Consider the following 24,270-nt stretch of genomic DNA (forward strand, 5'->3'; position numbering starts at 1 on the left):
TACTCATTGCAGTGTAAAAGAGAGTCGTAACGCCAGCGCGGCGAGCGTCACGAACAATACGGGCACGGTCATGATGATGCCCGTTCGGAAATAATAGCCCCAGGCGATCGACATATTTTTCTGCGCCAGCACGTGCAGCCAGAGCAGCGTCGCCAGGCTGCCGATCGGCGTGATTTTGGGACCCAAATCGCAGCCAATCACGTTGGCATAAATCATCGCTTCTTTGATCACCCCGGACGCGGTGCTGCCCTCAATCGACAGGGCGCCAATCAGCACCGTCGGCATATTGTTCATCACCGAAGACATGAAGGCGGTAATAAAGCCGGTGCCCAACGCGGTGGCCCAGAGTCCATGCTGGCCCAGCATAGACAACACGCCGGATAAGGAGTCCGTCAGCCCGGCATTGCGCAGACCATAAACCACCAGATACATTCCCAGCGAGAAGACGACGATTTGCCACGGTGCCCCGCGGAGCACTTTGCCGGTATTGATCGCCTGTCCGCGTTTTGCCACGGCAAATAAAATTAACGCGCCCGACGCCGCAATGGCGCTGACGGGAATGCCGAGCGGCTCAAGCACAAAGAAGCCGATCAGCAGCAGAAGCAGCACGACCCAGCCTGTTCTGAAGGTGGCGACATCGTGGATGGCAAGGGCGGGCTGACGAAGTTTCGCCAGCTCGTAGGTCGGCGGGATCTCTTTGCGAAAGAACAGGTGTAGCATCACCAGCGTGGCGGCGATAGCCGCGATATTCACCGGGACCATGACCGAAGCGTATTCGCTGAAGCCCAGCGTGAAGAAATCTGCCGAGACGATGTTAACCAGGTTCGAGACAATTAACGGCAGGCTCGCGGTGTCGGCAATAAACCCCGCCGCCATCACAAAGGCGAGGGTGGCCTGTTTGCTGAAGCCCAGCGCCAGCAGCATCGCGATCACGATAGGCGTTAATATCAGCGCAGCGCCATCGTTGGCGAACAGCGCCGCCACCGCCGCGCCCAGCAGAACGATATAGGTAAAAAGCAGCCGCCCCCGGCCGTTACCCCAGCGGGCGATGTGCAGCGCCGCCCACTCAAAAAAGCCGGACTCATCCAGAAGAAGGCTGATGATAATGACGGCGATAAAGGTCGCTGTCGCGTTCCACACGATATTCCAGACCACCGGAATGTCGTTAATGTGAACGACCCCGCTTACCAGCGCCAGCACGGCACCCAGCGTGGCGCTCCACCCGATACTTAGCCCTTTGGGTTGCCAGATAACCAGAACCAGCGTGAAGAGAAAAATAGCCCCTGCCAGCAACATCGTTTACTCCGTTATATATGTTTTAGTGAATGTGTGAGTTCTGCTCAACACGAGCCCGCCCTGTTTTTGAGCTTCAGGCGGGTCTCCTCTCTCAGGCAGTTCCAGCTGCTGTCGATAATGGCGGCCGCCCACGCCGGAATGGCGGGTGACAATCGGTAATAGACCCACTTGCCCTCCTTGCGATCGAGAACCAGCCCGGACTCGCGCAGCAACGCCATATGACGCGAAATTTTAGGCTGCGACTCACCAGTCACCGCGCAGAGATCGCAGACGCACAGCTCGTCCGCCTCACGCAAAAGCATCACGATGGACAGCCGCGTTTGGTCTGAAAGAGCCTTGAAAAGGTGGACGGGGTGTTGCATTGGGAGTCCTGGAGGTTGGATGAAACATATATGGTTAAGCATATATGTTTGAGTAGGGAAAGGGAAGAGAGGGCGTTACGTATGCTTTGTTTATGGCGTTACTTATATTGCAGCGGATAAACGTTATGGCCAGACTGGTTGCCAGCTACAGATTGTAGCGATGACGACAAGGAAGTTGCGATTTCATGGCTGTCGGAGTGGTGAGCGATCTCGATACCAAGTTGAATGAATATGGAGTAGGGCAGGATGAGAGCACGCATTGTGATTCCGCACCATGGGAAACTCCCTCCCATATGGAATCCTGCGGTTTGAATAAGCAGTGCATGTCTATGGTGCATGGAGTTGCATGATTCAAAAAGGATCGGAACGGGAGCGCAGAGCTGGCACGCTTTCCGGCCTGTCATGCACCTACATGAAAATTACTAAAAATTGCGGGTAGGCGTAGCGGGATACGAGCGAGCGCAAATGATGGAAATAGTTGTATTAGACTTAAGTAGGATCAATGATAGCTTTCCATTCAATTACCCTTCGAATTGTAGGCTTAAGCTGGAGAAGTTATGAACAGAGACGTTGACGAATCATACATCGCGGATTTGACCGATAGGGTATTTTTGATTCAAAGTCAGTTTGAGGCTGGAAAGCTATTTATTTCCAATCATCTAGAGGCTGGCTTCAAAGAAAGCTTCCAAAAAATTAGACTTCGTGCTGATGGTAAAGTCGACCCTACCACTGTCGACGGACGTATAAGAGCTATGGGCGTAGCGGTACAGCACTTTTTTGAGCGCAATGAAATCAAAAAAAAATATACTATCGTTGATTTTCAAGAAACATATTTCAAAATTTTATTCGGAAATTTCGCAGCCTTCTATGAAAATATGATCAAAAGCAAGGCTGAACCTTATCAGATAGCTCATGTGGTTTCTGAACAAGAAGATATCGTAAAACATCTTGATGAAATATTTCCCGATTTATTGAATGATGTCAGAGGTTTTTGGTCGGCAGTCTATGAAATAGGAGAGGTTCATCTACAAGATGGTAAGCAGCTAAAAGCAAATTTTGCAGGTGATCTATTCCCATCTTATAGTGAAAATGCGGTATCGACTACAGGCTTATATGTAGATACAATTATTTTGCCTTGCCCAATACTAAGGGTTGGAGGGTTGCATGGTGTGACTGATAAGAAGTACTTTTGTTACTTATTAATTAAACACGTTCTAACATGTATGACGTATCGTGAACTTGCTTTAGAGGAAATTGAACCTGCTATTGCTCTTGTTCTGCCAGAAAAAAATAATTTTAAGGACGAGAGTCAAGAGGAGCTCCATCAACGTTCATTACCATTCATTCTTGCGCATGCGCATTATTTATATGATCGTGAGTTTGAGAGTATGGAAGATTTGCATGAATTTAGCTCTTCTTTAACTGATTTTGATAAATTATTTAAAGAATTGAAACGCCCTGATCGATTGCTCTTTGACACTGAGTGGGGACCAGCTGGTCGCGCTCAGTTAGAACAGCATATGGCAAGTAAAGAAAGGCTAGTGACTCCTGCTCTGGAAGATACTCCCGGAATTGAAGTAATGCTCTCTTGTGTGGGGCGTATGCCCCAAGCTCTAGCCGCAAGAATGAATGCTCAGGAGTTAAGAAGTACACCATATATTAATGCCGATACTTCTTGGACATACTATAAATGGTTAATGGAATATGAAGCTTTAGGTTTTAATTTTGATGAAGCAGCTTTAAAAAATCTTCATATGGTAAATGCTTTGTCTAAAGGCATGAATGATGGGTTTTCGTGGCTCGGCAATGTTCCAATAAAGAATATATTAGATATCCGTCGTAATGGATTAATGCCTGAGGTCAGGGATATTTTATCGAGCGGTGTTTCTGAATTAATTAACACATCGCCAAGAAATTACGATGCAACATCACAAAGAGTTATTGATAATGTTGATAGAGCATTCATTCAGCATCAGCGTTTCTTAGAGAAAGTCAAAAGAGATAAGTTGAAAATTTTGGGTGTTGAAGTTGTTCCGTTTATAGTAAATGGTGCATTTGGGATGGCTTCTGCATTGATTAATAAACCTGAACTTGCTATGGCAAGCGTAGTTTTAGGCAGTATAGGATTGCCGACCCTAAAGGATATACGTACCAGCTTTAAAAGCAGTCATGAGAAAATGAATAATTATAAAAAAACAGCGACAGGTCTAATGTTTAGTCGGAAGTGATTTTTAAAAGGACAGGGCCGTAGTGGCCCTTTTTCAATTCAAGGTGTAACTTTGAAAGTTAATTATTTCCTCATCATAGCAAATATTAATTTCTTGCAAGCACTTTTGCAAAGATATCAATTCATTTCGCATAAATGCTTTGCTCGCCTTCTTCACATTCCTAAATCCACCAACATTACTCGGCATAATCCCAATCATCTGCGGCAGTACGCGGCGCGCTGACATCATGTCGTCCCGGCTCACGTTCTTGATATTCAGAAATTCATCCTTTGCCGCCACCTCTGTCAATGGGATGATCTGAATCCCGCCCTTTTTCCTATTCGGCGAATACATAAACAGGTTGCGAAAGTTACCCAAATTTTTGGGGCTTTTCATTGCCTGGTGGATGAGGAAGTACAGGCATGCGTCCTTGCGTAACGTCATCGGATCACATCAAACTCTTTTGCAAAGTCGATGATGTACAGCTTAAAGACGTGCGCCTGCGCCTTACTGGTTGAGAGAATAATCCGGTTGAGGACGTTAGTAATGGCGTCAATTAACGCTGCACCACCTCATCCGAAAAGAATGCATGAACACTTACCTTACTGATACTGACCCTTCGCTGACGAGTTTATTACTGCCTATTGCCGCCATAGTAAAAGCGCTGCCGCCCCTTTGTCGCCATTCATGGAAAAGATTTTTTTGTAAGTTTCTGATTAGAAGGGATCTGAATTTCAGGCAACAAAAAACCCATCAACCTTGAACCAAAACGGCGGGGTTGATGGGCTCCACAAATTGGGGACATCAAAGAAAAGCAGTGGCAATAGTTATGACTGCCCCCTTTCTTAAAAGTTCTGCGCATCACGAAAATATTTTCGTCCGTGCGCAAACTTGAGAGTTATCCGAGCCCCGGCCAGATGATGATGATAAGCGTACCCGCCAGCGTCAGCAGGACGTTAGCGATCGCATAGGTGCCTGCGTACCCCAGTGCCGGGATATTGCTGCGCGCGGTATCGCTGATGATTTCCATCGCAGGCGCGCAGGTACGTGCGCCCATCATGGCGCCGAAGAGCAGGGCGCGGTTCATGCGCAGCACGTAGGCACCAAACAGGAAGCAGATCACCACCGGCACCAGGCTGACAATCAGGCCGGACACCAGCATTTGCCAGCCGACGGCGCCCAGGCTGTTGCCAATGCCGCTGCCCGCGCTCAGGCCAACACCGGCCATAAAGACCATCAGCCCGAACTCTTTCACCATGTTTAGCGCACCCTGTGGGATATAGCCGAAGGTCGGGTGGTTGGCACGCAGGAAGCCCAGCATGATCCCGGCGAACAGCAGCCCGGCGGCGTTACCGATGCCAAAGCTAAAGTTGCTGAACTGGAAGGTGATCATCCCGATCATCAGGCCCACGATAAAGAAGGCGCAGAAGGCTAGCAGGTCGGTGACCTGGCTGTGAATGGAGATAAAGCCGATACGGTCCGCAACGGTTTTCACGCGGCGCGCGTCGCCGCTCACCTGTAACACATCACCTTTGTTGAGCACCACGTTATCGTCGATAGGCATCTCAATCTGGCTGCGGATCACGCGGTTGAGGAAGCAGCCGTGGTCGGTCAGCTTCAGCTGAGCCAGGCGGCGACCAACGGCGTTGTGGTTTTTGACCACAATCTCTTCGGTGACGATACGCATGTCCAGCAGGTCGCGGTCAAAGACCTCTTTGCCGTTACGGAAGCTCGGGTCGAGGCGCGCATGGGCATCCGGATAACCGACCAGCGCGATGTCATCGCCCATCTGCAGCACCGCGTCGCCGTCCGGGTTCGCCAGAATACCGTTGCGGCGAATACGTTCGATATAGCAGCCCGTCTGGCGGTAAATGCCCAGCTCACGCAGATTTTTACCGTCGGCCCAGGCCACCAGCTCTGGCCCTACGCGGTAGGCGCGGATCACCGGCAGGTAAACTTTGCGTTTGGAATCGGTATCCAGACCGCGCTCGCGGGCAATCTGCTGGGCGCTGGTCTGCAGATCCTGATGCTGGAGTTTAGGGAGATAACGCGCGCCGACGATCAGGCTCACCAGCCCAATCAGGTAGGTCAGGGCATAGCCAAGGCTCAGATGGTCGAGCGCGGTGGACAGCTGCGCTCCGGCCATCCCGGAGTGGCGCAGGGTATCGCCCGCACCCACCAGAACCGGGGTGGAGGTCATCGAGCCGGCAAGCATACCCGCCGTCAGGCCAATGTCCCAGCCAAACAGCTTACCCAGGCCTAACGCAATCAGCAGCGCGCTGCCAACCATCACCAGCGCCAGCATCAGGTAATTTTTGCCGTCGCGGAAGAAAATTGAAAAAAAGTTGGGACCCGCTTCAACACCCACACAAAAAATAAACAACATAAAGCCTAAGTTGAGGGCGTCCGTGTTAATGCTGAAATGCTGCTGACCTAATAATAAAGAGACGACTAAAACGCCAATGGAATTACCAAGTTGAACCGACCCGAGGCGTAATTTTCCCAGGCAAAGGCCCAATGCCAGTACCACAAATAATAACAGGATGTAATTCCCATTTAACAAGTCTGCGACGTTTATATTCACGGAGGCTAACTTCTTGTTTACCAGTAAGTTGTTGAATGAAGTGGTTTTTTGGGCTACTGTTTTGGATGACAGGGCAGCGTTTCAGCATTTCCTGTTTCTTTCTTAATTCCCAAAAACACTAGCAGGTGGGTAGTTTAGTCGTATTAGCTAACGACGGCTACTCATTATCGCACAACGCTGTGCGAGCTTTGGCAAGGATTGCCGCAATGCTTTATCTGACTGGGCGTCCACAGGACGAAGGTGTATTTGATAGAGAAACATCAGGAGGATAGTTTGAATTTAAGGCGAAACTGGGTGGGCGCGATCAGCTGTTTTTTGCTGTTTACCGTTGTCTGCCTGTCGTTAGCGTTTAATGTAAAAGGGGCGTTTCGTGCATCCGGCCATCCTGAGCTGGGTTTGCTCTTTTTCATTCTGCCGGGCGCGGCGGCCAGCTTTCTCTCTCGCGGGGGCGAAGTGTTTAAGCCTTTGCTGGGAGCCATACTGGCGGCACCGCTGTGCCTGCTGTTGATGCGGCTGGTATTGACCTCTTCCAGAACCATCTGGCAGGAGCTGGCGTGGCTGTTAAGCGGCGTGTTCTGGTGCGCGCTGGGGGCGCTATGCTATTTATGTATCAGCAACCTTTTGCAGCGGCGGCACAAACAATAACGCCCTCATAATGAGGGCGTTTTACGCTTACTGAGCAGCAAACAGGCCCAGGTTTTCTTTGGCGTAGGCTTCAAAATCGGTGAAGCCGCCAATGTGTTGCTGGTCGAGGAAAATCTGCGGTACGGTTTCAACCGGTTTACCCACGGTTTTTTCCAGGTCGGCTTTGCTGATCCCTTCCGCGTGGATGTCCACGTAGCGGAAGTTGAAGTCATCCCGCTCTGCGGTCAGTTTCTCAGCCAGTTCTTTTGCGCGCACGCAGTAAGGGCATCCTGGACGACCAAAAATCACTGCAAACATTTCTCTCTCCTCAAAAAACAAGCCTGACGGCGAATACGACGTATAGTGCACGATAACCTGCCGTCATGGAAAGAAGGTTTCACCTGTCGCTTTAATACCTTCGAGCTATGTTTCGCCAATTACAGCGCGCGGATCATTGCCTATACTGGCTGCGATACGTTTTAAGCAAGACAAAGAGAGACACGATGACGCCAACGATTGACCTGCTCCGTTCCCACCGTTCCATTCGCCACTTTACGGATGAACCTATTACCGAGGCCCAGCGCGAAGCCATTATCGACAGCGCGCGAGGAACGTCCAGCTCCAGCTTCCTGCAGTGCAGCTCTATAATCCGCATTACCGATCCGGCGATGCGTGAAACGCTGGTGACGCTGACCGGCGGGCAGAAGCACGTAGCCCAGGCGGCGGAGTTCTGGGTCTTCTGCGCCGATTTTAACCGTCACCTGCAAATTTGCCCTGAGGCGGAACTGGGCCTCGCCGAACAGCTGCTGCTGGGCGTGGTCGATACTGCCCTGATGGCGCAAAACGCCTTTACGGCGGCGGAATCGCTGGGGCTGGGCGGGGTTTACATCGGCGGGCTGCGCAACAACATTGAAAGCGTAACCGAGCTGTTAAAGCTGCCAAAACATGTCCTGCCGCTGTTTGGCCTGTGCCTGGGCTGGCCTGCGGATAACCCGGATCTCAAACCGCGTATCCCTGCAGCGATGCTGGTGCATGAGAACCACTACCAGCCGGTCGACCAGGAGGTTCTGAATCAATACGATGAGGAGCTGGCGAACTACTATCTGACGCGCGACAGCAACAACCGCCGCGATACCTGGACTGACCATATCCGTCGCACCATCATCAAAGAGAACCGCCCGTTTATTCTCGATTATCTGCACAAGCAGGGCTGGGCGACGCGATAGTCCATTCATCCTGTGCCTCGCTGCGTGTATGATACGCAGGCTTTTACCAGGTCTTTAGAGAGGTGCAGGGTGAAAATTGCCATATTGTCCCGGGATGGAACGCTCTATTCATGCAGACGCCTGCGGGAAGCCGCGGCGAAGCGCGGGCATCAGATCGAAATCCTCGATCCGATGTCCTGCTATATGAACATCGATCCGGCGGCATCGTCGATTCATTATAAAGGCCGCAGGTTGCCGCATTTCGATGCGGTGATCCCCCGCATCGGCTCTCAGATCACCTACTACGGCACCGCCGCGCTGCGTCAGTTTGAGATGCTCGGCAGCTATCCGCTAAACGAGTCCGTCGCCATTTCGCGCGCCCGCGATAAGCTCCGCTCGCTGCAGCTCCTGGCCCGACAGGGCATCGACCTGCCCGTTACCGGCATCGCTCATTCACCGGATGACACCAGCGATTTGATCGACATGGTGGGCGGCGCGCCGCTGGTCATCAAGCTGGTGGAAGGCACGCAGGGCATTGGCGTGGTGCTGGCCGAAACGCGCCAGGCGGCGGAAAGCGTGATCGATGCCTTCCGCGGACTCAACGCCCATATCCTGGTGCAGGAGTATATCGAAGAGGCCAAAGGGCGCGACATTCGCTGCTTTGTGGTCGGCGATGAGGTGGTGGCAGCGATTGAGCGTCAGGCGAAAGAGGGCGATTTCCGCTCGAATCTGCACCGCGGCGGCGTGGCGCGTATCGCAGAGATCAGCGAGCGCGAGCGCGTGATTGCAGTAAAAGCGGCGCAGACGCTGGGGCTGGACGTGGCGGGCGTCGATTTGCTGCGCGCCACGCGCGGCCCGCTGGTGATGGAGGTCAACGCCTCGCCAGGGCTGGAAGGGGTTGAAAAAACCACGGGCGTGGACATTGCGGGCAAAATGATCGCCTGGATTGAATGCCACGCGACCCCGGGATTTTGCCTGAAAACGGGCGGTTAAATAGATTATCGCGCACTTTTTGCGTACTCTAAGCGAAGTTATTATTTAAGAGGCTGCACAGCGATGGATTTACAGGTCGTTCCAACACTGGATACGTTACGTCAATGGCTCGATGATGCCGGAATTACCTTCTTTGAATGCGACTCCTGCCAGGCGCTGCATCTGCCTCACATGCAAAATTTCGACGGTATTTTTGATGCCAAGATCGATCTGATTAATGACGTCATTCTTTTCTCCGCGCTGGCCGAGGTTAAACCCTCTGCGCTGCTGGCGCTGGCGTCCGATCTGTCTGCCATCAACGCCAGTTCTTTGACGGTGAAAGCATTTCTCGACATACAGGATGATAATCTGCCGAAACTGGTGGTGTGCGAGTCTTTATTCTCCGGGGCAGGGTTATCCTTCAAGCAGTTTGCCTGGTTTATGCGCATGGGCGAAGAGCAGATTTCCATGGTGATGATGGAAGCTAACGCGCATCACCTGTTGTACAGCGCCGAAGATGATGCAGAGAATAATGATGCATCTCCCACTTTTCTGCACTAACGCTGTCTGAGCATGGCGCAGTCGCTGCCACGGCGGCTGCGTAACGCCATTTTTTCTGCTGTCTTAAACCCTCCTTTCAAGATTATTTCACCTCCTTAAAGGCCATTTCGGCTTATCACATAGACATATTCTGCATAAAAAATTGATAAAAGGCGTTTTTTCGTCTGGGCTATAGCCCGGGACAAGGGCTACAGTTATTCTTGCGATGCTTACAAAAGCGAGCGGATCCTGCCGGAAAAATCTTTTATTCCTTTTCGGCCAGAGCGACAAAGTATGCATGATTCTTGCATATCGTCAGAGTGCACAGTTTTAGTTCGTGTGTTAACGAGCTTTCAGAAGGAATAACGATATGATCGCCTTGAATAAAAAATGGGTATCGGGTCTGGTTGCGGGTGCTCTGATGGCCGTCTCTGCCGGCACGCTCGCTGCGGAACAAAAAACGCTCCACGTTTATAACTGGTCGGACTATATTGCGCCGGACACCGTCGCAAACTTTGAAAAAGAGACCGGCATTAAGGTCGTGTATGACGTGTTCGATTCCAACGAAGTGCTGGAAGGTAAACTGATGGCGGGCAGCACCGGCTTTGACCTGGTGGTGCCTTCCGCCAGCTTCCTGGAGCGCCAGTTGACGGCAGGAGTGTTCCAGCCGCTGGATAAGAGCAAATTATCCAACTGGAAAAACCTCGATCCGGACGTGTTGAAGCTGGTCGCCAAACACGACCCGGATAACAAATACGCCATGCCTTACCTGTGGGCCACCACCGGCATCGGCTATAACGTCGATAAAGTGAAAGCCGTGCTGGGGAAAGACGTCAAGCTCGACAGCTGGGACGTGGTGCTCAAGCCGGAAAACCTTGAGAAGCTGAAAAGCTGCGGCGTCTCCTTCCTTGATGCACCGGAAGAGATTTTCGCCACCGTGCTGAACTATCTGGGCAAAGATCCGAACAGCAGCAAGGCCGATGACTACACCGGCCCGGCCACCGATCTGCTGCTGAAGCTGCGCCCGAACATTCGCTACTTCCACTCCTCTCAGTACATTAACGACCTCGCCAACGGCGATATCTGTGTGGCGATCGGCTGGGCGGGCGACGTCTGGCAGGCAGCAAACCGCGCGAAAGAGGCGAAAAACGGCGTGAATGTCTCTTACTTCATTCCGAAAGAGGGGGCGCTGGCCTTCTTCGACGTCTTCGCCATGCCTGCGGATGCGAAAAACAAAGACGAAGCGTATCAGTTCCTGAACTACCTGATGCGTCCGGAGGTGATCGCCCACATCAGCGACCACGTCTATTACGCCAACGGTAACAAGGCTTCCACCCCGATGGTCAGCGAAGAGATCCGCAATAATCCGGCTATCTATCCGCCAGCGGACGTCTTTGCCAAGCTGTTCACCCTCAAAGTGCAGGACCCAAAAATTGACCGCGTGCGCACCCGTGCGTGGACCAAGGTGAAAAGCGGTAAATAAACCGCTGTCGTAGGCCGGGCAAGCGAAGCGCCCCCGGCAACAGGTGCACCGTTCTGGTGCGCCTGCACCCTGATTTGATCTTTGCCGGAGAACACCCCGTGAATGACGTGATCCCCCGCCCGCAGGCGAAAGTCCGTAAAGCGCTGACCCCGCTTCTTGAAATCCGTAATCTCACCAAATCCTTCGACGGGCAACACGCCGTGGACGACGTGAGCCTGACGATCTACAAAGGCGAAATTTTTGCCCTGCTTGGCCCGTCCGGCTGCGGTAAATCGACGTTGCTGCGCATGCTGGCCGGTTTTGAACAGCCGACCGCCGGGCAGATCGTGCTGGACGGCGTCGATCTCTCCCGCGTGCCGCCGTATCAGCGCCCGATCAATATGATGTTCCAGTCGTACGCGCTGTTCCCGCACATGACGGTTGAGCAGAACATCGCCTTTGGCCTGAAGCAGGACAAACTGCCGAAGGCGGAGATTACCGAACGCGTGGCCGAGATGCTGAGCCTGGTCCACATGCAGGAGTTCGCCAAACGTAAACCGCACCAGCTTTCCGGCGGCCAGCGTCAACGCGTGGCGCTGGCAAGAAGCCTGGCGAAACGCCCGAAGCTGCTACTGCTCGACGAGCCGATGGGGGCGCTGGATAAAAAGCTGCGTGATCGCATGCAGCTTGAGGTGGTGGACATCCTTGAGCGCGTCGGCGTGACCTGCGTGATGGTAACCCACGACCAGGAAGAGGCGATGACCATGGCCGGGCGTATTGCGATCATGAATCGCGGTAAATTCGTGCAGACCGGCGAGCCGGAGGAGATTTACGAGCACCCGACCACCCGCTACAGCGCGGAATTCATCGGCTCGGTGAATGTCTTTGAAGGGCTGCTGAAGGCGCGTGAGGACGACGGGCTGGTGATTGACTCTCCGGGGCTGGTTCACCCGCTGAAGGTCGATCCTGATAGCTCGGTGGTGGATAACGTGCCGGTGTACGTCGCCCTGCGGCCGGAAAAAATCATGCTCTGTGACGAGCCGCCAGCCGATGGCTATAACTTTGCCGTGGGTGAGGTGGTGCATATCGCCTATCTGGGCGATCTCTCTATCTACCATGTGCGTCTGCAAAGCGGGCAGATGCTCAGCGCCCAGCTGCAGAACGAACACCGCTATCGCAAGGGCCAGCCGACCTGGGGCGACGAAGTGCGCCTGTGCTGGGATGCGGACAGCTGCGTCGTGTTAACAGCATAAGGAGCGATCGTGAGTACACTTGAACCTCCAGCCCGCGTCAAACAACCGGGCGGTTTTCGCCACTGGCTGACGCGTATGCAGATGGCGCACGGGCGCAAGCTGGTGATTGCCCTGCCGTACGTCTGGCTGATCCTGCTGTTCCTGCTGCCGTTCCTGATTGTCTTTAAGATAAGCCTGGCGGAGATGGCGCGGGCGATCCCGCCGTACACCAACCTGATGGACTGGGCCGACGGGCAGCTGACGCTCACCCTTAACCTCGGGAACTTCCTGCAGCTCACCGACGATCCGCTGTACGTGGAGGCCTACTTGCAGTCGCTGCAGGTGGCGGGGATCTCGACGATCTGCTGTCTGCTGCTGGGTTACCCGCTGGCGTGGGCGGTGGCGCACAGTAAACCCTCGACGCGCAACATCCTGCTGCTGCTGGTGATTTTACCGTCGTGGACCTCGTTCCTGATCCGCGTCTACGCGTGGATGGGTATCCTGAAAAACAACGGCATTCTCAATAACTTTCTGCTGTGGCTTGGCGTCATCGACCAGCCGCTGACGATCCTGCACACCAACCTCGCGGTGTACATTGGGATCGTTTACGCCTATCTGCCGTTTATGGTGCTGCCGATCTATACCGCCCTGACGCGCATCGACTATTCGCTGGTGGAGGCCTCGCTGGATCTCGGCGCGCGTCCGCTGAAGACCTTTTTCAGCGTGATCGTCCCGCTGACCAAAGGCGGCATTATTGCCGGGTCGATGCTGGTGTTCATCCCGGCGGTAGGGGAGTTTGTGATCCCGGAACTGCTGGGTGGCCCGGACAGCATCATGATTGGCCGCGTGCTGTGGCAGGAGTTCTTCAACAACCGCGACTGGCCGGTGGCCTCGGCGGTGGCGATCATGATGTTGCTGCTGCTGATCGTACCGATCATGTGGTTCCACAAGCATCAGCAGAAACAGATGGGAGACCACGGATGAACAACTTACCGGTAGTGCGCTCCCCGTGGCGGATCCTGATCCTGGTCATTGGCTTCACCTTCCTGTATGCACCCATGCTGATGCTGGTGATCTACTCCTTTAACAGCTCGAAGCTGGTGACGGTGTGGGCGGGCTGGTCGACGCGCTGGTACAGCGAGCTATTCCACGATGATGCCATGATGAGCGCGGTGGGACTGAGCCTGACCATCGCAGCGCTGGCGGCCACGATGGCGTCGATACTCGGGACGATCGCGGCGATGGTGATGGTGCGGTTCGGGCGTTTTCGCGGCGCGAACGGTTTTGCGTTTATGATCACCGCCCCGCTGGTCATGCCGGATGTTATTACCGGGCTGTCGCTGCTGCTGCTGTTTGTCGCCCTGGCGCACGCCATCGGCTGGCCGGCGGATCGTGGGATGCTGACCATCTGGCTGGCGCACGTCACCTTCTGCACGGCCTACGTGGCGGTGGTGATCTCCTCGCGGCTGCGGGAGCTGGATCGCTCCATCGAAGAGGCGGCAATGGATCTGGGTGCCACGCCGCTGAAGGTGTTCTTCATCATCACCCTGCCGATGATCATGCCGGCGGTTATATCCGGCTGGCTGCTGGCGTTCACGCTCTCTTTGGACGATCTGGTCATCGCCAGCTTTGTCTCAGGGCCTGGCGCTACCACGCTGCCGATGCTGGTCTTCTCCAGCGTACGCATGGGGGTGAACCCGGAGATCAACGCCCTGGCCTCCATCATCCTTGGGGTGGTCGGAATTGTCGGATTTATCGCCTGGTATTTGATGGCGCGCGCGGAAAAACAGCGTGTGCGCGATATCCAGCGTGCAAGACGCGGCTGAAGCATTTAAAATTTCCAGTGAAGTGCCGCGCAAGACGCGGCACTGTTTTTCAGGGAAGTAAAAACATTGGGATTCTTTCAAAAAACACGTCATACGCATGCTCGTCCGAACGTCCCTGCGCTGGTGCAGGTGGCGGCGCTCGCCATTATTATGATCCGCTGTCTGGACGTGTTGATGATCTTCAACACCCTGGGCGTGCGCGGCATGGGAGAATTTATTCACCGCAGCGTCCAGACCTGGAACCTGACGCTGGTCTTTATGAGCAGCCTGGCGCTGGTATTTATTGAAATTTACTGTGCCTTCTCGCTGGTGAAGGGGCGCAACTGGGCGCGCTGGACCTATCTGCTGACCCAGGTGACTGCCGCCACCTACCTGTGGGCCGCCTCGCTGGGCTATGGCTACCCGGAGCTGTTCAGCATCGCGGGAGGCTCTAAGCGCGAGATATTCCATTCGCTGGTGATGCAAAAACTTCCGGATGCGCTGGTGCTGTGCCTGCTCTTTGCACCCGCCGCAAGCAGGCGGTTTTTCCGTCTGCAATAATGTGTATAATCGCAGCCCCCGCCATTCTTAAGGTTTTCATATGCAGTGCGCACTCTATGACGCCGGTCGCTGCCGCTCCTGTCAGTGGATTGAACAGCCGGTCTCCCAACAACTCGCCGCCAAAATGGCCGACCTTCAGCACCTCCTGGCTGACCATGCGGTGGGCGAGTGGTGCGCACCCGTCAGTGGGCCAGAGCAGGGTTTTCGCAATAAGGCCAAAATGGTGGTCAGCGGCAGCGTGGAACGACCGCTGCTGGGCATGCTGCACCGCGACGGCACGCCGGAAGATTTAATCGACTGCCCGCTTTATCCAGAATCCTTTAAACCGGTTTTTGCGGCACTCAAGCCGTTTATCGCCCGCGCCGGATTAACGCCCTATAACGTTGCCCGCAAGCGCGGCGAGCTGAAATACCTGCTGCTCACCGAAAGCCAAAGGGACGGCGGCATGATGCTGCGCTTTGTCCTGCGCTCAGAATCCCGGCTGGAACAGCTTCGCGCGGCGCTGCCGTGGCTGCAACAGCAGCTTCCGCAGCTAAAGGTCATCACCGTGAATATTCAGCCGGTGCATATGGCGATCATGGAGGGGGAGAAAGAGATCTTTCTTACCGGGCAGCACGCGCTGGCGGAAACCTTCAACGGCGTGCCGCTGTGGATCCGCCCGCAGAGCTTCTTCCAGACCAACCCGACGGTGGCGAGCGCGCTGTACGCCACCGCGCGCGACTGGGTTCGTGCCCTCAATATCGGCCATATGTGGGATCTGTTCTGCGGCGTGGGCGGCTTTGGCCTGCACTGCGCCACCCCGGAGATGCAGCTGACCGGGATTGAAATCTCCGCCGAGGCGATTGCCTGCGCGACGCAGTCCGCCGCCGAACTGGGGTTAACAAACCTCCACTTCCAGGCGCTGGATTCCACCCAGTTTGCGACCGGGCAGGGCAATGTACCGGAATTAGTATTGGTCAACCCGCCGCGCCGCGGCATCGGCAAACCGCTTTGCGATTATCTGAGCCAGATGGCACCGGCGTACATCGTCTATTCCAGCTGCAACGCCCGGACGATGGCGAAAGATATTGCTCACCTGCCGGGCTACCGCATTGAACGCGTTCAGCTTTTTGATATGTTCCCGCATACCGCGCATTACGAAGTGTTGACGTTGTTAGCCAAAGCGTAGGCCGGGTAAGGCGTAGCCGCCACCCGGCATAAACCCCGCACAATGTTCAACAAAATGTGAACTCTTCCCGCCCTCAAAATCAGGTAAGCTTACCTCATAAGAATTGAATAAAGGCTTACCCATGAAGCAAATCCTGCTGGTGGAGGACGATCGCGATATTGCGGCGCTCCTGCGCCTCAACCTGGAAGACGAAGGCTACACCATTACCCACGAGCCTGACGGGGGCAACGCGTTACGCCTGCTTGAAAAACAGCCCTGGGACGCGGTGATCCTCGACCTGATGCTCCCCAGTGTCGACGGCCTCGAAATTTGTCGCCGCATCCGCCAGATGACCCGCTACCTGCCGGTGATCATTATCAGCGCCCGCAGCAGCGAAACCGACCGTATTACCGGCCTTGAAACCGGGGCCGACGATTACCTCGCCAAACCCTTTTCGGTGCAGGAGCTGATTGCGCGCATTAAAGCGCTGTTCCGCCGCCAGCAGGCGATGGGGCAGGCGCAGAACGACGGACACATTCACGCGCACGGCCTGACGCTCGATCCGCTGGCGCGCACGGTGCGGCTTAACGGGCAGGAGGTTGATCTCACCCCGCGCGAATTCGAGCTGCTCTACTTTTTTGCCCGCCACCCCGGAGAAGTCTTTTCGCGTCTCGAGCTGCTGGAGCAGGTCTGGGGCTATCAGCACGAAGGCTACGAGCACACGGTTAACACCCACATCAACCGCCTGCGGATCAAGATTGAAAAAGATGCCGCCGAGCCGGAGATCGTGCGCACCGTCTGGGGCAAGGGCTATAAATTTGCGGAGCTGAACGACGATGCGCCGCTTTAGCCTGAGCCAGCGCCTGACGCTGCTGTTTATCCTGCTGATGATGCTCTGCGCCACCGTCGCCTGCGCGGTGCAGCTCTACACCAGCATGCAGTACGGTAACGCCATGGTCCAGCGCCTGTCCGGCGGGCTTGCCCAGCAAATTGTGCAGCGTGAGCCGATTCTCGATGCGCAGGGCACCGTTGACCGCAGCGCGCTGAAACCGCTGTTTGACCGGCTGATGACCTTTAATCCGAGCGTCGAGCTGTACGTTATCTCTCCCGATGGCGACGTGCTGGCCGATGCTGCGCCGCCGGGCCATATCCAGCGGCAAAAAATCGACCTTGCGCCCGTGCAGTCCTTCCTGAGCGGCGCCTCAATGCCGGTGCTGGGTGACGATCCGCGCAGCCAGAATAAGAAAGTATTCAGCACGACGCCGCTGCGCCAGGACGGGGAGCTGAAAGGCTATCTGTACATCATTTTGCAGGGCGAGGAGTCTAACGCGCTGGCCGGGATGGCCTGGCACAAAGCGCTCTGGAGCACCGTGCTGTGGTCGCTGCTGTGGGTGGCGCTGTTTGGCCTGCTGGCCGGCGTTCTGATTTGGTACTGGGTCACGCGTCCGGTTAAACAGCTTACGCACGAGGTGACCGGGCTTGAGCACGACAGCATCACCGCCATCAAACAGCTGGCGGCAGAGCCGCTTGAGCCGGCCCTGAACGACGAAGTCGCGATCCTGCGCAATACCTTTATCGAGCTGGCCCGCAAAATCACCTCTCAGTGGGATCGGCTGGCCGACAGCGACCGCCAGCGCCGGGAGTTTATCGCCAATATCTCGCACGATCTGCGCACGCCGCTGACCTCGCTGCTGGGCTATCTGGAGACGTTGTCGCTCAAATCCGCCACGCTGACTCCGCAGGAGCATCAGCAGTATCTCGCGACCGCCCTGCGTCAGGGGCAGAAGGTGCGTCATCTGTCGCAGCAGCTGTTTGAGCTGGCGCGGCTGGAGCATGGCGGCATCAAACCCCAGCGCGAACGTTTTGCCATGGCGGAGCTGATCTCCGACGTGGTGCAGAAGTTCGAGCTGGCCGCGCGCACGCGTGAGCTGAAGCTGCATGTTGACGTGCCGGGGCCGCTGCCGCTGGTCAACGCCGATGTGTCGATGATCGAGCGGGTAGTGACCAACCTGCTGGATAACGCCATTCGCCATACGCCCACCGGTGGCGAGATCCGCCTGACGATGTGGCAGGAGAATGGGCAGTTGCAGGTTGAGGTGGCAGACAGCGGAACGGGCGTCGATGACGCGCTGCGTGACGATCTGTTTCAGCGTCCTTCTGCGCTCAATCCGCAGGCATCGCGGGAAAACCGGGGCGGGTTAGGGCTGTTGATCGTGAGAAGAATGCTGGAACTGCACGGCGGCGGGATTGGACTGATGGAGTCGGTGAGCGGGGCCAGGTTCAGGTTTTACGTGCCACTGTGAGAAATCGCCGGGTGGCGCTGCGTTTACCCGGCCTACAGACCACCCCCGTAGGCCGGGTAAGGCGAAGCCGTCACCCGGCAAAAGGAATTACTGCGGGAACCACTGATCGCTGATTTTCTGATAAGTACCGTCAGCTTTAATCGCTTTCAGCGCGCCGTTCAGTTTCTCCAGCAGGGCTTTGTTGTCCGGACGCACGGCAATGCCCAGACCGGTGCCGAAGTACTGCGGATCGGTCACTTTCTCGGTGGCGGTACCCAGCTGCGGGTTGGTTTTCAGCCACTCGTTAACCACGGCGGTATCGCCAAAGACGCCATCGATACGGCCATTTTTCAGATCGATAATCGCGTTCTGGTAGCTGTCGTAGGCCACGGTTTTCACTTCAGGATGTTTGTCCTGCAGGTATTTCTGATGCGTGGTGCCGTTTTCCATCCCAATGCGTTTGCCTTTCAGCTGATCGAAAGCGGTATAAGCGCCTTTCTTCGCAATCACCACGGCAGAGTTTGCGTAGTACGGGTCGGTGAAGGAGACCTGCTTGCTGCGCTCCGGCGTGATGTCCATCCCGGAGATCACCGCGTCATATTTTTTGAATTTCAGAGACGGGATCAGGCTGTCGAACGCGTGGTTAGTGAAGGTGCAGTCGGCCTGCATCTGTTTGCACAGCGCTTTTGCCAGGTCAATATCAAACCCGACGATCTGGTTGCTGGCATCCAGTGATTCAAACGGCGGATAGGTGGCGGAAACGCCGAAATTGATTTTATCCGCAGCGGATGCGCCAGCGGCAAAGGTTGCCAGTAATGCGGCCAGGACTAACTTTTTCATTGTACGACTCCCGTCTGTAGGTCTTATGAAAGTACAATGCCATTTAATGAATTTGTATGCAATATAAATGATTAAATATTTATATCAGGATAAAAAAAAGCGGATAACCAGAAAGTTACCCGCGTTTATTAATCACATTTATGCATTTCTTGCCGGATGGCGCTGCGCTTACCCGGCCTACGATCTGCGCTCGAACGCCAGCGCTTTACGCTCAATCAAACGCATCATCAGGGTCAGCAAACCGTTGACCACCAGATAGACCAGACCCGCCGCGCCAAACACCATCACGTCGTAGGTGCGTCCGTACAGCAGCTGTCCGTGGCCCATCACTTCCATCAGGGTGATGGTGTAGGCCAGGGAGGTACTTTTGAACACCAGCACCACTTCGTTGGAATATGAAGAGAGCGCACGCTTAAAGGCGTAGGGCAGCAGGATCGCCAGGGTGTCTTTCTTGCTCATGCCGAGCGCCCCGCAGGACTGCCACTGGCCTTCCGGGATGGCGCGAATGGCCCCGTAGAACAGCTGGGTGGTGTAGGCCGCACTGTTGAGCGAGAGCGCAATCAGGGCGCACAGCCACGGCTCCGAGAGCAGATGCCAGATAACCGGATACTTCTGCAGCGACGGGAACTGACCCGGGCCGTAGTAAATCAGGAAGATCTGCACCAGCAGCGGCGTACCGGTAAACAGCGTGATATAGGCGCGCACAATCCACACCAGCACCGGCGTTTTCAGCGTCAGGATGATGGTGAAGATCAGCGCCAGGATCAGCGCCACCACGATGGAGGCGACGGTCAGCGTCAGGCTGGTGTGCAGCCCTTTCATCAACTCGGGTAAATAGTCAAGCATCAGCCTGGTCTCCGTTCAAAACGCGTTGCACGCAGATCAATACGCTTGAGGATGTACTGGCTAAGCAACGTGATGACCAGGTAGATAGCCGCCGCCACGATGTACCAGGTAAACGGCTCCTGGGTGCGGGTAGCGATACTCTTGGTTTGCAGCATTAAATCGTTAACGCTGATCAGGCTGACCAGCGCGGTGTCTTTGAGCAGCACCAGCCACTGGTTGCCCAGCCCCGGCAGCGCGTGACGCCACATCTGCGGCATCACCAGACGGAAGAAGATCGCCGCTTTCGACAGCCCCAGCGCCTGGCCGGACTCCCACTGGCCCTGCGGCACCGCTTTCAGCGCGCCGCGCAGGGTTTGCGAGGCGTAGGCGGAGTAGAGCAGGGAGAGGGCAATCACGCCGCACAGGAACGGGCTAACGTCGAAGTTTTCAATCTGCATCTGCACCGGGATCTGTGCAAAGCCAAGATTGATGTTAAAGCCGTCCGACAGGGTTAACAGCAGCTGTGAGGAGCCGAAATAGATAAACAGGACCACCAGAATCTCGGGTAGCCCACGCAGCACGGTTACCAGCGCGGAGCCTGCCCATGCGACGGGACGCCATTTCGCTGACTCCCACACCGCAAAGAACATCGCCAGCACGAGGCCGATAATCAGTGCACAAACGGCAAGGCCGACGGTCATCCCGGCGGCGCTTGCTAAAGGAAAAATTTCATTCATCAGGAATTACTTCTGGAACCATTTTTTGTAGATGGTTTCGTAGGTGCCGTCTTTCTTCACTTTCTCCAGCGCAGCGTTGAATTTCTGCTGCAGCTCGGTGTTGCCCTGACGCACGGCAATGCCCAGGCCGGTACCGAAGTAGTCTTTATCGGTCACTTTGTCACCCACGGCGGCCAGCTTGTCGTTGGCTTTCAGCCATTCAGTGACAACCGCCGTATCCCCGAACACCGCATCGATACGACCGTTTTGCAGATCCAGCTTCGCATTCTGGTAGCTGTCATACGGCACGGTGGTGATTTCCGGATGCTTATCCATGATGAATTTCTGGTGCGTCGTGCCGTTCTGCACGCCCACTTTCTTGCCTTTCAGCAGATCAACAGAGGCGTATTTCCCTTTCTGACCGATGAACAGCGCAGAGTTGTCATAGTAAGGGGTGGTGAACAGAACCTGTTTTTCACGCTCAGGGGTGATGTCCATGCCCGCCATTACGGCGTCGATACGACGGAACTTCAGGCTTGGGATCAGGCTGTCGAAGGCCTGGTTGCTGAAGGTACAGGTCGCATCAATCTCTTTACACAGGGCGTTAGCCAGGTCCACATCAAAGCCGACAATCTTATTGTTGGCATCAATGGATTCAAACGGAGGATAAGACGCTTCAGTGGCGAAACGAATGGTCTGAGCTGCGGTAGCGGAAAGGCTGACGCTAGCGAGCAGCGCGGCAATCAATACTTTTTTCATTATCTTTTTCCCTAACACATCAGTGTGATAAGTAGTTTTTGAAGGCGTCGGTTTGCGGTTGAGTGAAACAACTCGCATCACCTTGCTCAACGATATACCCGTTTTCCATGTACACCACGCGGCTGGCGGTTTTGCGCGCCACTTCCACTTCATGGGTAACGATGACCTGCGTAATATTGGTTTCCGCCAGTTCACGAATAATGCTGACGATCTGGGCGGTAATTTCCGGGTCCAGCGCGGCGGTAGGCTCATCAAACAGCAGCACGGCTGGCTCCATCATCAGCGCACGGGCAATGGCCACGCGCTGCTGCTGACCGCCGGAAAGGTGCAGCGGATAACGATCGCTGTACGGCTTAAGGCGCAGACGCTCCAGCAGCTTTTCGGCACGCGCCATCGCCTGGTCTTTGCTTAAGCCAAGCACGCGGCACGGCGCTTCAATAAGGTTCTGCACCACCGTAAGGTGAGGCCAAAGATTGTATTGCTGGAATACCATGCCGACGTTTTGACGCAGTTCGCGGATCGCTTTATCAGAAGGCGTTTTAGCGAAATCGAAATGGTTACCGGCGATCGCCAGCGTACCTGAACGGGGCATTTCAAGCAGATTAAGGACACGCAGAAGAGAGCTTTTACCCGCGCCGCTTGGGCCAAGTAAAACCAGGGTTTCGCCTTCGGGGCAGCTCAGCGTGATGTCGAACAGCGCCTGGTGTGCGCCGTAGAAGCAGTTAATGCCGTTTAGTTGAATACTCATCGGGGCAGTCTTTACTCATCCAGGCAATCTATAGCAATTGAGGCCGCAGATAGTACCGTTGACAGAATAGTTATGCAATATTTCTGCGTTAAAAGTTAAATATAACCCGTTAACTCCTCTAAACATAGCACAAAATAGCGATGCCCTAAGACCGCGAGAATAAATGTCGGCATTCCATCAGAAATGCCGGACATTTTACCGGGTTAACACATTTCCACCGATGGGTTTAGCGGTTCTCAATCGACTGGCGAAGCGTGCCCGCCGGGGCATGAACGTTGCCGCCGATGTAGCGCACGTCGTCAACGGCCCAGCACTGGCCCTCGCGGATCATCAGCACTTCATCCTGCCAGGTCTGGGAGCCCTGGGTCAGTTTTACGCGCAGTGGAATATTGCGCGCATCGGTGTTTGGGATGGTGGACGCACTTGAGACCTCGGCGCTGTCCGGCAGCGTTGCACGGCTTGAGAACGGATCGGCGCTCAGCAGGGCGTTATGCTGAGGATTACGCGACGCATCGTTAAGCAGTTTTGCCAGGCCGTCGCTCAGGTAAGGGCGCAGGGCAGTCATGTCGTTACCGCGATGCTGAATGCGATAATCATAGAATTGCTGCGCGACGGCATCCGGGCCACCCTCGATGCAGGGGCCGCTGCGGGTACCAATATCCTTAAAGGCGGGTGTCACCGGGGTGGTGCACGCGCTGAGCACCAGCGCGCAAGGCACTAAAAGCGTTAAAGCAGAGTAGCGCATGTTGATTTCCTTATTTATTAACTATCCTTTCAATCATAGCGTAACGAACCGATAATGCTGATGAAGTTATGGCCTAAGGCATTGAACGCTAAAGAAGGAGATTAACCATGCAATTTTCAACGACCCCAACCCTGGAAGGGCAGCCTATTACCGAATATTGCGGCGTCGTCACGGGTGAAGCCATTCTGGGTGCCAACATCTTCCGCGACTTTTTTGCCGGGATCCGCGATATCGTCGGCGGACGTTCTGGCGCGTATGAGAAAGAGCTGCGTAAGGCGCGAGAAATTGCCTTCAAAGAGCTGGGCGAGCAGGCGAAAGCTCTCGGGGCGGATGCGGTAGTCGGCATTGATATCGACTACGAAACCGTCGGCAAAGATGCCAGTATGCTGATGGTCAGCGTCAGCGGTACGGCGGTGAAAACCCGTCGATGAAACGTACGCTCTCAACGCTCCTGCTGGCGCTGATGCTGGCAGGCTGTGCCACGGAAAAAGGCATCGTTGATAAAGGTGCCTACGAGCTGGATACACGCCATCAGGCGCAGGCGGCCTACCCGCGTATCAAGGTGCTGGTTATTCACTATACCGCCGATGATTTTGATACCTCGCTTGCCACGCTGACGGACAAAAATGTCAGTTCGCACTATTTGATCCCCGCCCGCCCACCCGCGCCCGACGGCAAACCGCGCATCTGGCAGTTGGTCCCCGAAAGCGAGCTGGCCTGGCATGCGGGCATCAGCTTCTGGCGCGGAACCAATCGCATAAACGACACCTCGATAGGCATTGAGCTGGAAAATCGCGGCTGGCAAAAAGCGGCTGGCATGAAGTATTTCGCGCCGTTTGAACCGGCACAGATCGCCGCGCTGATCCCGCTCGCCAAAGATATTGTCGCCCGCTACAACATTAAGCCCGAAAACGTGGTGGCCCATGCGGATATTGCCCCGCAGCGCAAAGACGATCCGGGGCCGCTTTTCCCGTGGCGTGAGCTGGCGCAGCAGGGCATTGGCGCCTGGCCCGATCCGCACCGCGTCGCCTTTTACCTGGACGGACAGCCGCCTTATCAGGCGGTGGATACCGCCGCACTGCTCGGGTTGCTGGCGCGCTATGGCTACGAGGTGCCGGAAAACAGCACTGCCGCGCAGCAAAAGCGCGTCATTATGGCTTTCCAGATGCATTTTCGCCCGCAGCGCTGGGACGGTGTTGCCGATCGGGAAACGATGGCCATCGCCGAAGCGCTTTTAGAAAAATACGGACAGGGGTAATCCTTCGGGATTACTCCGAACCTGGTCGTTTTACATTTACTTTCATCAGATTAATCCTAGATTCAATCTAAATTAATTTTTAGTAAATTGACTTAAATTT

At 55.1% G+C, this 24,270-nt stretch carries 25 protein-coding genes and 1 pseudogene; 15 read left to right on the plus strand and 11 right to left on the minus strand.

Going from position 1 to position 24,270, the window contains the following annotated elements:
• Positions 1-3: 3 nt before the first annotated feature.
• Positions 4-1,296, minus strand: coding sequence for an arsenic transporter (locus tag QLG21_RS18120; protein ID WP_282484919.1), 1,293 nt, complete (start codon positions 1,294-1,296; stop codon positions 4-6).
• 44 nt (positions 1,297-1,340) lie between these two features.
• On the minus strand, positions 1,341-1,658 hold the full coding sequence (locus tag QLG21_RS18125; protein WP_220711265.1) for a metalloregulator ArsR/SmtB family transcription factor: 318 nt from the start codon (positions 1,656-1,658) through the stop codon (positions 1,341-1,343).
• A gap of 557 nt (positions 1,659-2,215) precedes the next feature.
• On the opposite strand from QLG21_RS18125, the gene QLG21_RS18130 reads away from it, so the two are divergent.
• Positions 2,216-3,886, plus strand: a complete 1,671-nt coding sequence (locus tag QLG21_RS18130) for a hypothetical protein (RefSeq protein ID WP_282484920.1) — start codon at positions 2,216-2,218, stop codon at positions 3,884-3,886.
• Between the two features lie 387 nt (positions 3,887-4,273).
• Here QLG21_RS18130 and QLG21_RS18135 read toward each other — a convergent pair.
• Together QLG21_RS18135 and QLG21_RS18140 are read right to left on the minus strand one after the other, a co-directional pair.
• Positions 4,274-4,428: pseudogene (locus QLG21_RS18135) on the minus strand (terminase); the annotation flags it as partial.
• Between the two features lie 335 nt (positions 4,429-4,763).
• On the minus strand, positions 4,764-6,449 hold the full coding sequence (locus QLG21_RS18140; RefSeq protein WP_006174289.1) for an aspartate:alanine antiporter: 1,686 nt from the start codon (positions 6,447-6,449) through the stop codon (positions 4,764-4,766).
• Positions 6,450-6,722: 273 nt separating this feature from the next.
• Here QLG21_RS18140 and QLG21_RS18145 point away from each other — a divergent pair, with 273 nt between their 5' ends.
• Positions 6,723-7,094 (plus strand): inner membrane protein YbjM, encoded by a 372-nt coding sequence (locus tag QLG21_RS18145; protein WP_202561914.1) that lies wholly within the window; start codon positions 6,723-6,725, stop codon positions 7,092-7,094.
• 27 nt (positions 7,095-7,121) lie between these two features.
• Here the strand turns inward: QLG21_RS18145 and QLG21_RS18150 are convergent, their stop codons facing one another.
• Positions 7,122-7,391, minus strand: coding sequence for a GrxA family glutaredoxin (locus QLG21_RS18150; RefSeq protein ID WP_042319398.1), 270 nt, complete (start codon positions 7,389-7,391; stop codon positions 7,122-7,124).
• A gap of 185 nt (positions 7,392-7,576) precedes the next feature.
• Here QLG21_RS18150 and nfsA point away from each other — a divergent pair, with 185 nt between their 5' ends.
• From nfsA to QLG21_RS18205, 11 genes are all read left to right on the plus strand, one after another.
• On the plus strand, positions 7,577-8,299 hold the full coding sequence (gene nfsA / locus QLG21_RS18155; protein WP_042319399.1) for a nitroreductase NfsA: 723 nt from the start codon (positions 7,577-7,579) through the stop codon (positions 8,297-8,299).
• A gap of 69 nt (positions 8,300-8,368) precedes the next feature.
• Complete coding sequence (gene rimK, locus QLG21_RS18160; protein ID WP_042319402.1) at positions 8,369-9,271, plus strand: 30S ribosomal protein S6--L-glutamate ligase; 903 nt, start codon at positions 8,369-8,371, stop codon at positions 9,269-9,271.
• A gap of 63 nt (positions 9,272-9,334) precedes the next feature.
• Positions 9,335-9,811 (plus strand): YbjN domain-containing protein, encoded by a 477-nt coding sequence (locus QLG21_RS18165; protein WP_006174300.1) that lies wholly within the window; start codon positions 9,335-9,337, stop codon positions 9,809-9,811.
• A 349-nt stretch (positions 9,812-10,160) separates the two neighbouring features.
• Positions 10,161-11,273 carry a spermidine/putrescine ABC transporter substrate-binding protein PotF gene (potF, locus tag QLG21_RS18170; protein WP_282484921.1) on the plus strand — a complete coding sequence of 371 codons (1,113 nt, stop codon included), beginning with the start codon at positions 10,161-10,163 and terminating at the stop codon, positions 11,271-11,273.
• 98 nt (positions 11,274-11,371) lie between these two features.
• Positions 11,372-12,505: a putrescine ABC transporter ATP-binding subunit PotG gene (gene potG / locus QLG21_RS18175; protein ID WP_058610382.1), complete on the plus strand. Its 1,134-nt coding sequence runs from the start codon at positions 11,372-11,374 to the stop codon at positions 12,503-12,505.
• 9 nt (positions 12,506-12,514) lie between these two features.
• On the plus strand, positions 12,515-13,468 hold the full coding sequence (gene potH / locus QLG21_RS18180) for a putrescine ABC transporter permease PotH (protein ID WP_282484922.1): 954 nt from the start codon (positions 12,515-12,517) through the stop codon (positions 13,466-13,468).
• On the plus strand, positions 13,465-14,310 hold the full coding sequence (gene potI, locus QLG21_RS18185) for a putrescine ABC transporter permease PotI (RefSeq protein ID WP_058610359.1): 846 nt from the start codon (positions 13,465-13,467) through the stop codon (positions 14,308-14,310). Before potH ends, potI begins: the two co-directional genes overlap by 4 nt.
• A 42-nt stretch (positions 14,311-14,352) precedes the next feature.
• Positions 14,353-14,850, plus strand: coding sequence for a YbjO family protein (locus QLG21_RS18190; protein ID WP_088207598.1), 498 nt, complete (start codon positions 14,353-14,355; stop codon positions 14,848-14,850).
• A gap of 40 nt (positions 14,851-14,890) precedes the next feature.
• Positions 14,891-16,018, plus strand: coding sequence for a 23S rRNA (uracil(747)-C(5))-methyltransferase RlmC (rlmC, locus tag QLG21_RS18195; RefSeq protein ID WP_282484923.1), 1,128 nt, complete (start codon positions 14,891-14,893; stop codon positions 16,016-16,018).
• A gap of 121 nt (positions 16,019-16,139) precedes the next feature.
• The gene (locus tag QLG21_RS18200; protein ID WP_058610357.1) at positions 16,140-16,847 is read left to right on the plus strand and encodes a response regulator transcription factor; all 708 of its coding nucleotides are present in this window, start codon (positions 16,140-16,142) and stop codon (positions 16,845-16,847) included.
• Complete coding sequence (locus QLG21_RS18205; RefSeq protein ID WP_282484924.1) at positions 16,834-18,300, plus strand: ATP-binding protein; 1,467 nt, start codon at positions 16,834-16,836, stop codon at positions 18,298-18,300. The genes QLG21_RS18200 and QLG21_RS18205 overlap by 14 nt, the downstream gene beginning before the upstream one ends.
• Positions 18,301-18,387: 87 nt before the next feature.
• Here the strand turns inward: QLG21_RS18205 and artJ are convergent, their stop codons facing one another.
• The 6 genes from artJ to QLG21_RS18235 all read right to left on the minus strand — a co-directional run bounded on the left by artJ (position 18,388) and on the right by QLG21_RS18235 (position 22,912).
• On the minus strand, positions 18,388-19,119 hold the full coding sequence (gene artJ / locus QLG21_RS18210) for an arginine ABC transporter substrate-binding protein ArtJ (RefSeq protein WP_006174316.1): 732 nt from the start codon (positions 19,117-19,119) through the stop codon (positions 18,388-18,390).
• Between the two features lie 177 nt (positions 19,120-19,296).
• The gene (gene artM / locus QLG21_RS18215) at positions 19,297-19,965 is read right to left on the minus strand and encodes an arginine ABC transporter permease ArtM (protein ID WP_282484925.1); all 669 of its coding nucleotides are present in this window, start codon (positions 19,963-19,965) and stop codon (positions 19,297-19,299) included.
• Positions 19,965-20,681 carry an arginine ABC transporter permease ArtQ gene (gene artQ / locus QLG21_RS18220; protein WP_006174319.1) on the minus strand — a complete coding sequence of 239 codons (717 nt, stop codon included), beginning with the start codon at positions 20,679-20,681 and terminating at the stop codon, positions 19,965-19,967. Before artQ ends, artM begins: the two co-directional genes overlap by 1 nt.
• Before the next feature lie 6 nt (positions 20,682-20,687).
• Positions 20,688-21,419, minus strand: a complete 732-nt coding sequence (artI, locus tag QLG21_RS18225; protein ID WP_006174322.1) for an arginine ABC transporter substrate-binding protein ArtI — start codon at positions 21,417-21,419, stop codon at positions 20,688-20,690.
• A gap of 19 nt (positions 21,420-21,438) precedes the next feature.
• Complete coding sequence (gene artP, locus QLG21_RS18230) at positions 21,439-22,167, minus strand: arginine ABC transporter ATP-binding protein ArtP (RefSeq protein WP_282484926.1); 729 nt, start codon at positions 22,165-22,167, stop codon at positions 21,439-21,441.
• Positions 22,168-22,393: 226 nt separating this feature from the next.
• On the minus strand, positions 22,394-22,912 hold the full coding sequence (locus QLG21_RS18235; protein ID WP_006174325.1) for a lipoprotein: 519 nt from the start codon (positions 22,910-22,912) through the stop codon (positions 22,394-22,396).
• Between the two features lie 107 nt (positions 22,913-23,019).
• On the opposite strand from QLG21_RS18235, the gene QLG21_RS18240 reads away from it, so the two are divergent.
• Both QLG21_RS18240 and QLG21_RS18245 read left to right on the plus strand, forming a co-directional pair.
• Positions 23,020-23,343 (plus strand): heavy metal-binding domain-containing protein, encoded by a 324-nt coding sequence (locus tag QLG21_RS18240; protein WP_006174327.1) that lies wholly within the window; start codon positions 23,020-23,022, stop codon positions 23,341-23,343.
• A complete protein-coding gene (locus QLG21_RS18245; protein WP_137848980.1) occupies positions 23,340-24,170 on the plus strand; it encodes an N-acetylmuramoyl-L-alanine amidase in 831 nt (276 codons plus the stop codon). The genes QLG21_RS18240 and QLG21_RS18245 overlap by 4 nt, the downstream gene beginning before the upstream one ends.
• Positions 24,171-24,270 lie beyond the last annotated feature (100 nt).

This window comes from Enterobacter sp. V87_3 (genome assembly GCF_029967835.1).
Classification (GTDB): domain Bacteria; phylum Pseudomonadota; class Gammaproteobacteria; order Enterobacterales; family Enterobacteriaceae; genus Enterobacter; species Enterobacter cancerogenus.

What these genes read in the sequence shown, in the direction of transcription:
- QLG21_RS18120 (WP_282484919.1), bottom strand. Translation starts at nt 1,296, where the DNA reads ATGTTGCTGGCAGGGGCTATTTTTCTCTTCACGCTGGTTCTGGTTATC.
- QLG21_RS18125 (WP_220711265.1), bottom strand. Translation starts at nt 1,658, where the DNA reads ATGCAACACCCCGTCCACCTTTTCAAGGCTCTTTCAGACCAAACGCGG.
- QLG21_RS18130 (WP_282484920.1), top strand. Translation starts at nt 2,216, where the DNA reads ATGAACAGAGACGTTGACGAATCATACATCGCGGATTTGACCGATAGG.
- QLG21_RS18150 (WP_042319398.1), bottom strand. Translation starts at nt 7,391, where the DNA reads ATGTTTGCAGTGATTTTTGGTCGTCCAGGATGCCCTTACTGCGTGCGC.
- nfsA (WP_042319399.1), top strand. Translation starts at nt 7,577, where the DNA reads ATGACGCCAACGATTGACCTGCTCCGTTCCCACCGTTCCATTCGCCAC.
- QLG21_RS18165 (WP_006174300.1), top strand. Translation starts at nt 9,335, where the DNA reads ATGGATTTACAGGTCGTTCCAACACTGGATACGTTACGTCAATGGCTC.
- potF (WP_282484921.1), top strand. Translation starts at nt 10,161, where the DNA reads ATGATCGCCTTGAATAAAAAATGGGTATCGGGTCTGGTTGCGGGTGCT.
- potI (WP_058610359.1), top strand. Translation starts at nt 13,465, where the DNA reads ATGAACAACTTACCGGTAGTGCGCTCCCCGTGGCGGATCCTGATCCTG.
- rlmC (WP_282484923.1), top strand. Translation starts at nt 14,891, where the DNA reads ATGCAGTGCGCACTCTATGACGCCGGTCGCTGCCGCTCCTGTCAGTGG.
- QLG21_RS18200 (WP_058610357.1), top strand. Translation starts at nt 16,140, where the DNA reads ATGAAGCAAATCCTGCTGGTGGAGGACGATCGCGATATTGCGGCGCTC.
- QLG21_RS18205 (WP_282484924.1), top strand. Translation starts at nt 16,834, where the DNA reads ATGCGCCGCTTTAGCCTGAGCCAGCGCCTGACGCTGCTGTTTATCCTG.
- artJ (WP_006174316.1), bottom strand. Translation starts at nt 19,119, where the DNA reads ATGAAAAAGTTAGTCCTGGCCGCATTACTGGCAACCTTTGCCGCTGGC.
- artM (WP_282484925.1), bottom strand. Translation starts at nt 19,965, where the DNA reads ATGCTTGACTATTTACCCGAGTTGATGAAAGGGCTGCACACCAGCCTG.
- artQ (WP_006174319.1), bottom strand. Translation starts at nt 20,681, where the DNA reads ATGAATGAAATTTTTCCTTTAGCAAGCGCCGCCGGGATGACCGTCGGC.
- artI (WP_006174322.1), bottom strand. Translation starts at nt 21,419, where the DNA reads ATGAAAAAAGTATTGATTGCCGCGCTGCTCGCTAGCGTCAGCCTTTCC.
- artP (WP_282484926.1), bottom strand. Translation starts at nt 22,167, where the DNA reads ATGAGTATTCAACTAAACGGCATTAACTGCTTCTACGGCGCACACCAG.
- QLG21_RS18235 (WP_006174325.1), bottom strand. Translation starts at nt 22,912, where the DNA reads ATGCGCTACTCTGCTTTAACGCTTTTAGTGCCTTGCGCGCTGGTGCTC.
- QLG21_RS18240 (WP_006174327.1), top strand. Translation starts at nt 23,020, where the DNA reads ATGCAATTTTCAACGACCCCAACCCTGGAAGGGCAGCCTATTACCGAA.
- QLG21_RS18245 (WP_137848980.1), top strand. Translation starts at nt 23,340, where the DNA reads ATGAAACGTACGCTCTCAACGCTCCTGCTGGCGCTGATGCTGGCAGGC.